The organism is Neisseria sp. HMSC068C04 (assembly GCF_001810105.1).
Classification (GTDB): domain Bacteria; phylum Pseudomonadota; class Gammaproteobacteria; order Burkholderiales; family Neisseriaceae; genus Neisseria; species Neisseria flavescens_B.
This window is the reverse complement of the sequence record NZ_KV799941.1, coordinates 1-14,282: the sequence shown is the minus strand read 5'-3', so window position 1 is coordinate 14,282 and position 14,282 is coordinate 1. Positions and strand designations below refer to the sequence as shown.

The following is a 14,282-nucleotide window of genomic DNA, read 5'->3' as shown; positions in this document are numbered from 1 at the left end:
AAACAAAAGGCCGTCTGAAATTTTCAGACGGCCTTTTGTTTCAAGCTTGAATAATCAGATTATTCGGCTGCTTTCTCTTCGCGAGCAGGCGCTTCCAGCAAAGCTTTGATAGACAGGCGCACGCGGCCGCGGTCGTCTACTTCCAATGCTTTCACATTCACAACCTGACCTACTTTCAGGTAGTCGCTGACATTGCGTACGCGCTCGTGGGTGATTTGGCTGATGTGTACCAAACCGTCTTTGCCCGGCATCACGCTGACAATCGCACCAACGTTGTTGTCGAGGATTTTAACCACAGTACCTTCATACACTTTGCCCACTTCCACTTCGGCAGTGATTTCTTCGATGCGTTTTTTCGCTGCATCGCCTGCTTCTTGAGTAGTCGCAGCGATAGTGATGGTACCGTCTTCAGCGATGTTGATTTCAGTACCGGTTTCAGCGGTAATCGAACGAATGGTTTCGCCACCTTTACCAATAACATCACGGATTTTGTCTTGGTTGATTTTCATGGTGAACAAGCGTGGCGCGTGTGCAGACAGCTCTTGTGGGCCTGCAACAGCAGCTTTCATCTGATCCAAGATGTGCAAACGTGCTTCTTTGGCTTGAGCCAAAGCGATTTGCATGATTTCTTTGGTAATACCTTGGATTTTGATATCCATTTGCAGCGCGGTTACACCTTCTGTTGTACCGGCTACTTTAAAGTCCATATCGCCCAAGTGGTCTTCGTCGCCCAAGATGTCGGTCAAAACGGCAAATTTGTTGTTGTCCAAAATCAGACCCATGGCGATACCGGCAACGTGTGCTTTCAAAGGCACACCGGCAGACAACAGGCTCAAACAGCCGCCGCATACGGAAGCCATGGAGGAAGAGCCGTTGGATTCGGTAATTTCAGAAACCACGCGCATGGTATAGCTGAAATCTTCAGGTTCTGGCAATACGGCCAACAACGCACGTTTAGCCAAGCGACCGTGACCGATTTCACGACGTTTTGGCGCACCTACGCGACCTACTTCGCCGGTAGAGTATGGAGGGAAGTTGTAGTGCAGCATGAAGCGGTCGGTGTATTCGCCGGACAGCGCATCAATGATTTGCTCGTCGCGTGAAGTACCCAAAGTTGCAACCGCCAAAGCTTGGGTTTCGCCACGGGTAAACAGTGCGGAACCGTGAGTGCGCGGCAATACGCCGGTTTGAATGTTCAACGGACGAACAGTGCGGGTGTCGCGACCGTCGATACGCGGTTGGCCGTCCAAAATTTGGCTGCGGACAACATCGGCTTCCAAGTGTTTGAAAATGCCTTTGATTTCGTTGGCAGCCAAAGTATCGGTTTCTTCAGTAATCAATGCTTCTTTTACAGCATTCCAAGCTTCGTCCAATTTGGCAGAACGCGCTTGTTTTTGACGGATTTTGAACGCTTCTTTAATGGTTTCACCGGCAATTTCGCGTACTTTTGCAACCAATTCTTCATTGGTTTCAGGTGCTTTCCAATCCCAAACTTCTGGGTTGACTTCGTCAGCAAACTCATTGATGGCATTAATGGCCACTTGCATTTGATCGTGACCGTAAACAACTGCACCCAGCATCACTTCTTCAGACAAGATGTCGGCTTCGGATTCCACCATCAACACGGCTTTAGAAGTACCGGCAACAACCAAGTCCAATTGTGATTTCGCCAATTCGGCTTTAGTCGGGTTCAAAACGTACACGCCGTTTACATAACCCACGCGTGCCGCACCAATCGGACCGGCAAACGGTACGCCGCTCAACACCAGCGCGGCAGATGCGCCCAACATTGCAGGAATGTCAGAATCAATTTCAGGGTCAACAGACACGACCATCGCTACGATTTGGATGTCGTGGTAGAAACCTTCAGGGAACAGAGGACGAATCGGACGGTCGATCAAACGACTGGTCAGGATTTCTTTTTCGCTTTGTTTGCCTTCACGTTTGAAGAAACCGCCGGGGATTTTACCTGCTGCATAAGTACGCTCGAGGTAATCGACAGTCAGAGGGAAGAAGTCTTGGCCTTCTTTCACTTCTTTGTTGGTGGTAACGGCAACCAAAACAACGGTGTCACCCATGGATACTTTAACGGCAGCAGCGGCTTGGCGAGCGATTTCGCCGGTTTCCAAAGTAACGGTTTGATTACCGTATTGGAAGGTCTTAACGTGTTTATTGAACATTATTGTTCCTTTCAAAATACCGCACTGCTAAAACACTAATAATGCACACTAAAATCCGAATGTGCATAGTTAGGGTTTCAGACCGTGCGGCAGGTTATAAACAAGCTTTCAGACGGCCTTTAAGGCGCTGAAAACAACTCTCGATTATAAAGGCAACCATCCTTAAAATCCAGTATTTATACAATAAAAAGGCCGTCTGAAACATATCTCTTTCAGACGGCCTTCAAACTTCAAAATCAATCCTGAGTCAGCAAAGTCAATGCTTCCTGATATTTTTCGACTGTTTTTTGAATCACATCGGCAGGCACTTTAGGCGCAGGCGCTTTTTTGTTCCAACCGCTTTGCTCCAGCCAGTCGCGGACAAATTGTTTGTCAAAAGATGGCGGATTGGTACCTACTTTATATTGGTCGGCAGGCCAAAAACGACTGGAGTCAGGCGTCAACACTTCGTCCATCAAAGTCAACGTACCTTCTTCATCCAAACCAAATTCAAACTTGGTATCGCAAATAATAATACCGCGAGATTTGGCATATTCGGCCGCTTCTGTGTAAAGCTGAATCGCTTTGGCGCGCACTTCCGCCGCCAATTCCTTTCCGATAATGCGTTCGCATTCTTCAAAGCTGATGTTTTCATCATGATCGCCAACCTCAGCTTTGGTCGATGGCGTAAAAATCACTTCAGGCAGTTGTTGCGCTTCCTGCATACCTTCAGGCAGTTGAATACCGCAAACAGAGCCTGTTTTTTGATAATCTTTCCAACCACTGCCTGCCAGATAACCGCGCACAATAGCCTCTACTTTCACCGGAGTGAGTTTTTTAGCCACGACGGCGCGTTTTTCTAAAACTTTGGCTTCGTTTTCAGGTAAAACATCGTAAACCGTATGGCCGGTAAAGTGGTTAGGCATGATATGAGCCAGTTTTTTAAACCAAAAATTAGAAATCTGCGTCAGAATCTCCCCTTTACCCGGAATCGGGTCATCCAAAATCACATCGAATGCAGACAGGCGGTCGGAAGCAACCATCAACATACGTTTATCGTCAATTTCGTATAAATCGCGTACTTTGCCGGAGTAGATTTTTTTCAAGCTGATTTCAGACATTTCGGGTATCTCTTAGGTAGACAGAAGAATGCAGTATTTTAGCCCAATTTGGAATTTTTCGTCAGATTGTTTACAAAATAAAGGCCGTCTGAAACCTTATATTTTGGTTTCAGACGGCCTTAACCGTTGATTTCAGGGAAAAACCCTGAAAATCACCATCCTATCAGATTACAGAAGCCTGAGTCTGATCTTGGATTTGGTTCACAGCAGACAGAGAGTAGTAGTCGCCGTGGCCGGTTACTTGGTAAGTGCTACCGTCAGCAAACTTGAAGTTTTCAACTTTGTGATCGTTACCGGTGAACCAGTCGTCGATGGTGATGCTGTCGTTAGTACCGACAGAAACAGTCAGGTTAGCACCTGATTTGCTCAGCAATACGTCAGAAGCTGCAACGCCTTTACCGAACAACAGGGTGTCATTACCGCTTTCCTCACGGATAGTGTCGTGACCGTAACCTTTGTCGAAGAAGTAAGTGTCGTTACCGGTACCGCCGATCAGGATGTCGTTGCCGACACCGCCGTCGAGGTAGTCGTTACCGTCTTTACCAACCAGGCAGTCGTCACCGGCCAAACCGTACAGATGGTTGTTGCCGCCGTTACCTTCGATGTTGTTGTTCAAAGAGTTACCGGTACCGTTCAGGTTTTGCATACCTTGCAAAATCAGGTTTTCAACGTGATCGGTCAAAGTGTAGTCGATAACGGTACGAACAGTATCGATACCGGCCTGTGCATTGCCGTACTCGATAACTTGGTCGTTGGCATTGTCAACGAAGTAAACGTCGTTACCGTCGCCACCGCGCATGATGTCAGCACCGGAACCACCGTTCAGGTAGTCGTTACCGGCACCACCTTGCAGGTAGTCTTTACCTTCTTCACCGTACAGAGAGTCACCGTCGGCATCACCGTAAATGGTGTCGTTACCAGCACCGGCGTAGATTACGTCTGTGCCGTTGCCACCGTAGATGATGTCTTCGCAAGCAGTACCATAAATGGTATCTTTAGCATCAGTACCGCGGATAACGTTGCCGTCTTTGCAGTCTTCAGCTCGGATGACATTACCTGGGTTTTTGTCTTCGTGACCGTATGAGTTGTTTTGGTTATGGTCGTCAACACAGTCTTTGCAGTCTGGTTTAGGCTCAGGTTTTGGCTCTGGCTTAGGCTCAGGTTTTGGTTCTGGTTTAGGCTCAGGTTTTGGTTCTGGCTTAGGCTCAGGTTTTGGTTGTGGTTTTGGTTCTGGTTGCGGTTCTGGTTGTGGCTCAGGTTTAGGCTCAGGTTTTGGTTGAGGTTTAGGCTGAGGTTTAGGTTGTGGTTTTGGACATGGGATCGGTTTGATCGGATTGCAGTTGTAAGGTGGGCAAACCGGAACACATTTGTAATTAGGCGTTTTTGCTGGTGGGCAGAAAGCCGCAATAGCAGAAACCAAACCAGTTACCGCATTAACTACTGACACGCCGACGCTGGCAATGCTAGCAATGCTGCCGATAGAAACAGAAGATTTTGCTGCAGGAGCGCAGTAGTAAGAAGAGTAGGAAGCCTTAGGCGCAGGAGCGCAGTAAGAACTAACCAGGGGTCTAGCATAGTACCCCCCGTAACAGTATGCCATAATAATTACTCCCAAAATAGTTAATAAAGATATCGAGCTAGCGGAACGAGCAAATCCGCCCTTGCTCAATTATTATTTTAGTAATATTTTTCAAAATATTTACTCAAAAATATCAAACGGTAGAATTTGCCGACAAAAGGACGGAGTCTCGCCTGTTTTTAAATTCCATTATCCTAGCAACAATAAAAACATTAACATTGATTCACACTCTCTCAAACAGCATAGATCCTTTATCCATCTTGTTAAAAGCTGAACTTTAACTCTAGTTATAGTAAACAAACATAATACCAATAAGCGGTTATTATTATGGATAGATAATATCGACAATTCACCCAAATACAGCCGCCTCTGCATTTTGTTTTACGCCAATAATGTGAATTTGTCTTATTTACACTATAATGACACGAATACCTATTTAACAGCTATCAGAGGAGATACTTAACCATGCGTACTTTATTGACCGGAGCCAAAGGCCAGCTTGCCCGTTGTCTGCGCGACCGCCTGCCCGAAGATTGGGAACTGATTGCTACCGACTCTACTTCGCTGGACATTACCGATACCGAAGCCGTGCATCATATGATCAAAAACTTCCAACCAGATGCCATCGTTAATGCCGCAGCTTACACTGCCGTCGATAAAGCAGAAGAAAACGCAGAGGCTGCTTTTGCCGTCAACGCAACCGCTGTTCATAACCTTGCCGCAGCTGCCCGCGCCGCACACGCCCGCTTTATCCATATTTCCACTGATTATGTATTCGACGGCGAAGGCAAACGCCCTTACCGAGAAACCGACTACACCAATCCACGCAGCACTTACGGTCAATCCAAAGTAGCAGGCGAGCTTTTGGCTTTAGCCGCGCATCCGGAAAGTACAATCATCCGTACTTCATGGCTGTTTAGCGAATACGGCAGCAATTTCGTCAAAACCATGCTGCGCCTTGCCAAAGAACGCGATTCCCTCTCCATTGTTCACGACCAAACCGGCTGCCCGACTTATGCAGGCGACTTGGCTCACGCCATCATCAGTTTATTGCAACAGCTCACTTCCCCACGCGGCATCTTCCATTACTGTGGCAATAAATCGGCAACATGGTACGAATTTACCAAAGCCATCTTTCAGACGGCCCACCAATTAGACAACAGCTTCCGCATTCCGGAACTGAACGCAATCACCACCGATCAATACCCCCTGCCCGCTCCGCGTCCGGCATACAGCATTATGGATTGCTCACGCCTCGAAACCGAGTTTGGCATCAAACCGTCCGACTGGCAAAAAGCCCTGCGCGAAATTCTCCGCAAAATCGACTGATAAGCTGATCCATCTATATCAAGGCCGTCTGAAAACATATTTTCAGACGGCCTCTTTGTTTCTTTTATATCAAATGCTTTATCTATCCAGTCTGTCATTTGAAAAGTGCTACAATAGCCGTTTATTTTATTTTTCAGACGGCCTGACAATATGTGCAACCATCATCCTAAACATTCACACGATAATGACACCATCCGCATCCGCGGCGCGCGTACACATAATTTGAAAAATGTCGATTTGGACATTCCGCGCCACAAGCTCGTGGTGGTAACAGGATTGTCAGGCAGCGGCAAATCGTCGCTGGCGTTTGATACTTTGTATGCCGAAGGCCAACGCCGTTATGTCGAGAGCCTTTCAGCCTATGCCCGTCAATTTTTGCAGATGATGGACAAACCCGATGTCGATTTGATCGAAGGCCTGTCGCCTGCAATTTCCATCGAGCAAAAATCCACCAGCCACAACCCGCGCTCCACCGTCGGCACGGTAACGGAAATCCACGACTACCTGCGCCTTTTGTACGCACGTGTCGGCACACCCTACTGCCCCGAACACAAGCTGCCGTTATCCAGCCAAACCGTATCTCAGATGGTTGATGCCGTCTTGAAGCTACCGGAAGACACACGCGTGATGATTTTGGCGCCGGCAGTGCGCGAGCGTAAGGGCGAGTTTGTCGATTTTTTTGCCGACTTACAGGCTCAGGGCTTTGCGCGTGTACGCGTGGACGGCGAAGTTTATCAGCTTGACGAAGTGCCGAAGCTGGAAAAAAACATCAAGCACAATATCGACGTGGTCATCGACCGCGTGAAAGTGAAGGCGGACATCAAGCAGCGGCTGGCGGAAAGTTTTGAAACCGCGCTGCGCCACGGCAACGAGCGCGCGCTGGCGATGGAAATGGACAGCGGCGAAGAGCATTGGTTTTCCGCGCGTTTCGCCTGCCCCGTATGTTCATACAGCCTGCCCGAATTAGAGCCGCGCCTGTTTTCGTTCAACAACCCGATGGGCTCCTGCCCGACTTGCGACGGCTTGGGCAACACCAATTTCTTCGATCCCGAAAAAGTGGTCGCCCATCCTGAATTATCCCTAGCCGCAGGCGCGATTGACGGCTGGGACAAGCGCAACCAATTCTATTTCCAAATGATTCAATCGCTGGCACATCATTATAAATTTGATGTCAACGCCGCTTGGGAAACGCTACCTGAAAAAGTGAAAAAAGTCGTGCTGCACGGATCCGGCAAAGAAGTCATTGATTTTACTTATCTATCCGAACGCGGCACCACCTTCAACCGCAGCCACGCCTTCGAAGGCATCATCCCCAATCTCGAACGCCGCTACCGCGAAACCGACAGCGAAACCGTGCGCGAAAAACTGCGCGAATACCAAAACCACCGCGCCTGTCCGAGCTGCGGCGGCGCACGTTTGCGTAAAGAAGCCCGCTACGTTTACGTCAGCGGCGAACCCTTGCACGAAGTTTCCGCCTGGCCGCTGACCAAAACCCACCAATTTTTTGAAATGCTGGATTTGGACGGCAACAAAAAACAAATCGCCGAAAAAATCCTCAAAGAAATCACCGAGCGACTCGGCTTCCTGATTAACGTCGGGCTGGATTACCTCAATCTCTCCCGCTCCGCCGAAACCCTTTCCGGCGGCGAAGCCCAGCGCATCCGCCTCGCCAGCCAAATCGGCAGCGGCCTGACCGGCGTAATGTACGTTTTGGACGAACCCTCCATCGGCCTGCACCAGCGCGACAACGACCGCCTGCTCGCCACCCTCAAACGCCTGCGCGATTTGGGCAACAGCGTGATTGTGGTCGAACACGATGAAGACGCCATCCGCGAAGCCGATTTCGTGGTCGATATGGGCCCCGGCGCGGGCGAACACGGCGGCAACGTACTAATTGCCGACACGCCCGAAAACGTCGCCAAATGCGAAAATTCCGTTACCGGACAATACCTCAGCGGCAAAAAATCCATCGCCGTGCCGTCTGAACGCACGCCCGTCAATCCCGACAGAATGCTCGTCCTCAAAGGCGCGCGCGGCAACAACCTCAAAAACGTTACCCTTGAGCTGCCGCTCGGTTTGATTACCTGCATCACCGGCGTATCCGGCAGCGGCAAATCCACCCTGATTAACGACACCCTCGCCAAAATCACCGCCCGCGAACTCAACCGCGCCCAAGAAGAACCCGCCCCATACGACGACATCCACGGCCTCGAACACCTCGACAAAGTCATCAACGTCGACCAATCCCCCATCGGCCGCACCCCGCGCTCCAACCCCGCCACCTACACCGGCCTGTTCACCCCCATCCGCGAACTCTTCGCCGGTGTACCCCTCTCCCGCGAACGCGGCTACAACGTCGGCAGATTCTCCTTCAACGTTAAAGGCGGCCGCTGCGAAGCCTGCCAAGGCGACGGCGTGATTAAAGTCGAAATGCACTTCCTGCCCGACGTGTACGTCCCCTGCGAAGTCTGCCACGGCAAACGCTACAACCGCGAAACCCTCGAAATCCAATACAAAGGCAAAAACATCAGCCAAGTCCTCGACATGACCGTCGAAGAAGCCCGCGAATTTTTCGACGCCGTCCCCACCGTATCGCGCAAACTGCAAACCCTGATGGACGTAGGCCTCGGCTACATCCGCCTCGGCCAGTCCGCCACCACCCTCTCCGGCGGCGAAGCCCAGCGCGTCAAACTCGCCTTGGAACTCTCCAAACGTGACACCGGCAGAACACTCTACATCCTCGACGAACCGACCACTGGCCTGCACTTCGCCGACATCGCCCTGCTGCTGGAAGTCATAGGCCGTCTAAAAGGCAAAGGCAACTCGATAGTGATTATCGAGCATAATCTGGATGTGATTAAAACTGCGGATTGGATTGTGGACTTGGGGCCGGAAGGGGGCGATGGGGGTGGTACAATTATTGCGGAAGGGACGCCGGAGGATGTGGCAAAGGCAAAAATCAGTTATACTAGCAAATATTTAAGTGAAGTAGTAAAGTAATAAATTGAAAATTAGGAAGATTCATGTTAATTAATTTTTCAGTATCAAATTATTTATCATTTAAAGGTAAACAGTCATTTAGCATGATTAGTCAAAGTTACGAACAAGAGTTTTTTATAGAAGATCATATATTAAAATCGTCTATTTTGTTTGGAGCTAATGCTGCTGGAAAATCAAATTTAATCTCAGCTATTGGATTATTTAGAGAAATTATTTTATCTGCCAATAAAGAATTAGAAAAAAACATTCTTGACCAGGTGATTCCATTTTTACTAGATAATAAATCAAAAGAACAGCCAACTGAATTTGAAATTACTTTTCTTGCAGAAAATGATCTATTATATAAATATGGGATAAAAGTATCTAATGGAATAATTTTCAGAGAATGGCTTTATTTCTCAAATAACGAAATTAAGCTTAATGAGGTGGAACTCTTTCAGCGTGAAGGTAACAAACTTACCTATATTAATGAAGAGTTATTTCCAGAAGCTAAGAATTTTTACAATGAAGAAAAGTATTTAATACAAACAAAGGAAAATGTTCCCTTTATTACTGATATGGCAGGAACAAGTTCTAAACATTCTTTGGCAATCATCAATTGGTTAAAAAAACTGAAAATTTTATCTGGTTTAAGTGATGATGGTTTTATTCAATATAGTCTGAAACTGCTGGAAAAAAACAAGGATTTTTCCATATGGATACAGGAATTTTTATCAAGTGTAAATATTAATAAAATTAAATTTGTAGATAAAGAGGTTGTTTTAGAGGAAAAAGTTAAAGCTATTAATTCGCTTATTCAGCTTGTAGATAAAATTGATAAAGATAAATTATCGAAAGAACAAGAAGATAATTTAATGCTCTTATCAAAACTTACTGACTTTCTAAATGTTGTTAACTCTCAAAATAAAAAAAATACGGCTTCAACACATGAGAAAATCGTAGAAGTAATTAAAAATATCGATGGTGATGAATATCATATACCTTTACATTTAGAATCTTCGGGAACTAAAAAGCTTATTGCTCTCTTGGGGCCTATTTTTGACTCTATTGAAAAAAATCATGTACTAGTTATTGATGAAATTGATGCTAAATTTCACACATTGTTAATGAAAAAATTCTTCTCTATTTTTCTTAGGGATACGAAGAAGTGTCAATTAATAGCTACTGCTCAAGATACTAATTTAATCAGTAAGGATATTTTTAACAGGGATCAAATTTGGTTTGTCAATAAAGATGAATTTGGTGAAAGTGAGTTATATTCATTAATTGAATTTAAAGAGAGTGCATTATCAGACGAGAGTTATGAAACTAGGTATTTAAAAGGCGCATTTGGAGCAGTTCCATTATTTCCAGATTATGCGACTATTGAAAATTTAATGGAGTAATTAGCTAAATGATACAACAACGAAAAACTGGTAATCGAACAGAAAATCCAAGTTCTCCTGAAAGTACATCAGTTTTAATTAGTTGGATACATTATAAGGGGAATGATAAAAAAAATGGTCAGTTAATTTCGGAATGGGAAAAAGATGGTTCATTGCTGATGAGTCTTTTTAAAGTAATTGACACTATCCAATCAAGTAAATTACAAGAATTAATAAACAAGGGATTTATTAATTTGTATGGAAAATTTCCTGAAAATAGAAAGACTGATTTTTCATGCCCTCCTGATTTAAATATGACAGACAATTGGGGGGTTATCAAAAAAATCCATCAGCACTCTCGTGTAGCTGGTTTCTTTAAAAATGGATATTTTTATATTGTTTTTTTGGATAGGGAACACAAATTTTATAAATCAAGTCGTTTCCATAAATGTTAAGCAAGCATACAAGCATAGGTTAGGTCCGGATTCAATAAACTATTAAATCCACCTGTTTTGTTGAGCAAGCCGTAGCCTGCATACCCCCCTCCGCGTGCGTGGCCATGCTACACACTCTACCAGCGAATCATACGGAACTTCAAAATATTAAAGTATCAAGCATTGTTGTTTAATTTAATTAAAATCATACAGTTGAAAGAGTCAGTCTATCTAAATATCCTAAAGGCCGTCTGAAATTTCAGACGGCCTTATATATTACGCCTCAAGCAAGGGGCGTAAATCTTAGTTAAAACCCCTTGACAAATATTTTTAACCGATATTTGAGAGGGGTCTAAAATGTCAATTTGTTTCTACACTATCACACCACAACCGGAACAAAATCCAGTTGCCTTCATCGTCCGTCTTTTCTCCGACAAAAACGGCTATTCCAAGCTCATTAATACTAGAGCTTTCCCCGTAACCAATCCCCAAAATCCAAAAGCAACAGAAGAAACCGCTTCTTTATATGGCGATTTGTGCGTAGCTGATTTCATGAATCAGGAGGATAACGCATGAATCGTTCAGCATCAGCAAGCGCGGAACGCGCTCTTCCTTGTCTAAATAGTAACAACTGCATTGAGACAGAAAACCTTAATAAAAACAATGCAAAGCAAATGCCGATTGGTTATGAAAAATTCCTTCCGAACGAATGCAAACCCGAATTTAACGAGTTTTCAACATCACACAAAAAATCATCAAGCGCTTTGGAAATGAATGTACATCAATTCATTAAAACATTCGGCCTTAACCATGTTGGATTTTTGACTTTGACCTTTTCGGATGACGTTCAAGAAGTGAAAGAAGCACAACGCCGTTTTCACAGCTTACGCACCAATTTCCTGAAAAAACATTTTGAACACTACATCTGCGTATACGAGCGCATGAAAAGCGGTCGTATCCATTTTCATCTGATTGTTAATACACGAGAAGATATAAGACGTGGCCTGAATTTTAAGCAAATTCAAGCCCGAAACTACACATCAGCAAACAAAGCACTTCGTCAGCTTTGGCAAATCCTTCGTGAAAACATGGATAAATACGGTTTCGGCCGTTCCGAATTGTTGCCGGTAAAGACCAACAGTAAAGGCTTGGCAAGATATGTGGCCAAGTACATTTCAAAACACATTAACAGCAGACTTCCTGAAGATAAAGGCTATCGCCTGATTCGTACAACCATCGATAAAAAAAGTCTGTGGAAGATTGCAAACAGCAATTTTTCGTTTGTAAGTGCTGGTTCGCGCCTGTGGCGCGAGAAGCTCCAGCAATGGATTATCTGCATTGAGCCATATTTAAAACAGTATGCAAAACATGAATTTAACAGAGAACTCAAAGCCATTACAGAAGAAAATTACAACCGTATTTTATCTAGCCTCATTAGCCCGAAATGGGCGTTTTACAACCGAGAAACCATCATCAATATGTAGCGAAACAAGCAATCGTTGATTTTGGTTCGGGGGCGGGATGGGCGCGAAACCGCACTTGCGAAGCAAGGAGAACGGCGCAAGCCGTGTGTGAGCGCCCCTCCCGTCCCGCCCCCGAACCGTTGAATACCAGCAAAACTGACCTTAAAGAAAGGAAAAACATCATGTCTCAAGAAACCGAACGCCGACAAGGTATTTTCGTTATCGCCTCTTTTGATCGAATGTTCACGCGTGAACGCAAAAACCAAGATGGCACATTTACCAAGAAGCATTATGTCGGTCTGATTATCCGTAGCGAAACTGAAACGCGCCTTTGCGAAGTTCGCACCAAACACCCTGAAAAATATGAAGGCTACAAGCCTCAACAAATCGTATCAATGCAAGTATTTCCACGAGCATTTAAAGACAATATCTATTTTTCAGACGAAGCATAAACAAGATTCAAGGCTTTGCGGTGTGCCTTGAATTGACCCCGAAACACCGCAAAACTTTTTTTCAACATTAACTAAAGGAAAACAAAATGAAATTCCAAAATCTGAAAAACAAAGCGAAGTACGCTCTGGCAACTGTTGCCGTTTCTGCAATGTCAGCACCTGTAATGGCTGAAGGCATTTTGGACACTGTGAAACAAGAAATTACTGGTTACAAAGCCGAAATCATCGCACTGGGCGCAATCGTTGTAGGTATTTCTATCGCATTCGCGGTTATCCGTATCGGTAAACGCGGTGCAAATCAAGTCTAAGGTGTAATCATGGGTTATCAAGTAGGCCGAATTTGTTACGAAACCGAACAAGAAGCCGTCAATGTCTTGATGACCCAAGTTTCACCAACGATTGACAAAGACGGCGTGTTACATCACGCCGTTTTTGATGGTAAAGCTTGGAAGTATCAAGAACAGACAGTAAAACTTACGTTCCCTCAATGCGAGCATGGCGAATTTGCACAAGCTGGCCGTGAGCTAGGCTATCAGCTTGTTTTAATAATGGTTTCATTATTTCTAATTGTGATTGCCGTCAAAGTAGTAGGCATGATAAGCAGTAAGGAGGAAGAATGACACCCGAAATTGAATTTCTTATAGGTATGTTACCGCCTTTTGCGGTAGCTATCTGTTTGTACGTCTTAATCCGTAGTTTTCAGTAGTCATAACAAGGCATAAAGCATAGAATCTAATTTTCTGAAACATTCACGAAAGTTAGAAATGAAACCTTTTATTACTGAAGCACAATTAGCACTTTTTAAATATCAATCAGAATCTAAATATTTTGGCAGAACATTTGCAATTATTTTTGCAGAAGAAATTTTAGAATTTTCCAAAAAAAATAAATTTATGATTATTGAACAAATTCAATGGTTTTTAAATAGAAAAATATCTAATGATGTTTGGAAAATCTATTTTAATGATGATTCTGTTTTGTATATAAAGATTCATAATTTAAAGGTAGATTATCGTGATATTGAAATCCAAACTTTTGATTTTAATCCCAATTCTAACGATATTTTCAAATAATGCTTTAGCTGAATTGCGTCATTATCCTATTGGAAATTCTCAAGTAAGATTAGGCATTGACCATTCAAAATCTGTCGTAACTGATTTTAGAGTTGATGGACAAAGATTTTCAGGTCGAATTATTGAGCCTGCAATAGTTGAACATATGCCATCAGGAGCTAGAGCTTCTGCTAAAGTACCTTTAACGATAGAAGCTTCCGTTTCTCGCAAGGCCGTCCTATCAGGTGCATTTGGCCTGGTAAAAAAAGGTGCAGCATTGGGGACGCGTTTATCCGGTTGGGGTACAGCTGCTTATTTCGCCTACCAAG

14 protein-coding genes are annotated in these 14,282 nt (G+C 44.8%); 11 read left to right on the top strand and 3 right to left on the bottom strand.

Going from position 1 to position 14,282, the window contains the following annotated elements:
• Window positions 1-59: 59 nt before the first annotated feature.
• The 3 genes from pnp to HMPREF2700_RS05595 all read right to left on the bottom strand — a co-directional run bounded on the left by pnp (window position 60) and on the right by HMPREF2700_RS05595 (window position 4,727).
• Window positions 60-2,180, bottom strand: a complete 2,121-nt coding sequence (gene pnp / locus HMPREF2700_RS05605) for a polyribonucleotide nucleotidyltransferase (protein WP_070590885.1) — start codon at window positions 2,178-2,180, stop codon at window positions 60-62.
• Window positions 2,181-2,416: 236 nt separating this feature from the next.
• Window positions 2,417-3,280, bottom strand: coding sequence for a phosphoribosylaminoimidazolesuccinocarboxamide synthase (locus HMPREF2700_RS05600; RefSeq protein WP_003683512.1), 864 nt, complete (start codon window positions 3,278-3,280; stop codon window positions 2,417-2,419).
• Window positions 3,281-3,443: 163 nt separating this feature from the next.
• The gene (locus HMPREF2700_RS05595; RefSeq protein ID WP_210389868.1) at window positions 3,444-4,727 is read right to left on the bottom strand and encodes a calcium-binding protein; all 1,284 of its coding nucleotides are present in this window, start codon (window positions 4,725-4,727) and stop codon (window positions 3,444-3,446) included.
• A 597-nt stretch (window positions 4,728-5,324) separates the two neighbouring features.
• On the opposite strand from HMPREF2700_RS05595, the gene rfbD reads away from it, so the two are divergent.
• From rfbD to HMPREF2700_RS11400, 11 genes are all read left to right on the top strand, one after another.
• Complete coding sequence (gene rfbD, locus HMPREF2700_RS05590; protein ID WP_070590883.1) at window positions 5,325-6,188, top strand: dTDP-4-dehydrorhamnose reductase; 864 nt, start codon at window positions 5,325-5,327, stop codon at window positions 6,186-6,188.
• A 150-nt stretch (window positions 6,189-6,338) separates the two neighbouring features.
• Window positions 6,339-9,188: an excinuclease ABC subunit UvrA gene (gene uvrA / locus HMPREF2700_RS05585; protein ID WP_070590881.1), complete on the top strand. Its 2,850-nt coding sequence runs from the start codon at window positions 6,339-6,341 to the stop codon at window positions 9,186-9,188.
• A gap of 23 nt (window positions 9,189-9,211) precedes the next feature.
• Window positions 9,212-10,573 (top strand): AAA family ATPase, encoded by a 1,362-nt coding sequence (locus HMPREF2700_RS05580; protein WP_070590879.1) that lies wholly within the window; start codon window positions 9,212-9,214, stop codon window positions 10,571-10,573.
• Window positions 10,574-10,581: 8 nt separating this feature from the next.
• Window positions 10,582-11,007 carry a hypothetical protein gene (locus HMPREF2700_RS05575; protein WP_070590877.1) on the top strand — a complete coding sequence of 142 codons (426 nt, stop codon included), beginning with the start codon at window positions 10,582-10,584 and terminating at the stop codon, window positions 11,005-11,007.
• 336 nt (window positions 11,008-11,343) lie between these two features.
• A complete protein-coding gene (locus tag HMPREF2700_RS05570) occupies window positions 11,344-11,562 on the top strand; it encodes a hypothetical protein (RefSeq protein WP_070590875.1) in 219 nt (72 codons plus the stop codon).
• On the top strand, window positions 11,559-12,470 hold the full coding sequence (locus HMPREF2700_RS05565) for a rolling circle replication-associated protein (protein ID WP_070590874.1): 912 nt from the start codon (window positions 11,559-11,561) through the stop codon (window positions 12,468-12,470). The genes HMPREF2700_RS05570 and HMPREF2700_RS05565 overlap by 4 nt, the downstream gene beginning before the upstream one ends.
• Before the next feature lie 161 nt (window positions 12,471-12,631).
• Complete coding sequence (locus HMPREF2700_RS05560; RefSeq protein WP_070590872.1) at window positions 12,632-12,901, top strand: hypothetical protein; 270 nt, start codon at window positions 12,632-12,634, stop codon at window positions 12,899-12,901.
• An 86-nt stretch (window positions 12,902-12,987) separates the two neighbouring features.
• Window positions 12,988-13,209, top strand: coding sequence for a hypothetical protein (locus HMPREF2700_RS05555; protein ID WP_070590870.1), 222 nt, complete (start codon window positions 12,988-12,990; stop codon window positions 13,207-13,209).
• Window positions 13,210-13,218: 9 nt separating this feature from the next.
• Window positions 13,219-13,521: a hypothetical protein gene (locus HMPREF2700_RS05550; RefSeq protein ID WP_070590869.1), complete on the top strand. Its 303-nt coding sequence runs from the start codon at window positions 13,219-13,221 to the stop codon at window positions 13,519-13,521.
• Window positions 13,522-13,665: 144 nt separating this feature from the next.
• Entirely contained in the window at window positions 13,666-13,974 is a 309-nt protein-coding gene (locus HMPREF2700_RS05545; RefSeq protein WP_070590867.1) for a DUF1132 family protein, read from the top strand.
• Window positions 13,916-14,282 (top strand): IgG-binding virulence factor TspB family protein (locus tag HMPREF2700_RS11400; protein WP_283129677.1); only part of this gene is annotated, 367 nt, incomplete at its 3' end. The genes HMPREF2700_RS05545 and HMPREF2700_RS11400, both read left to right, overlap by 59 nt.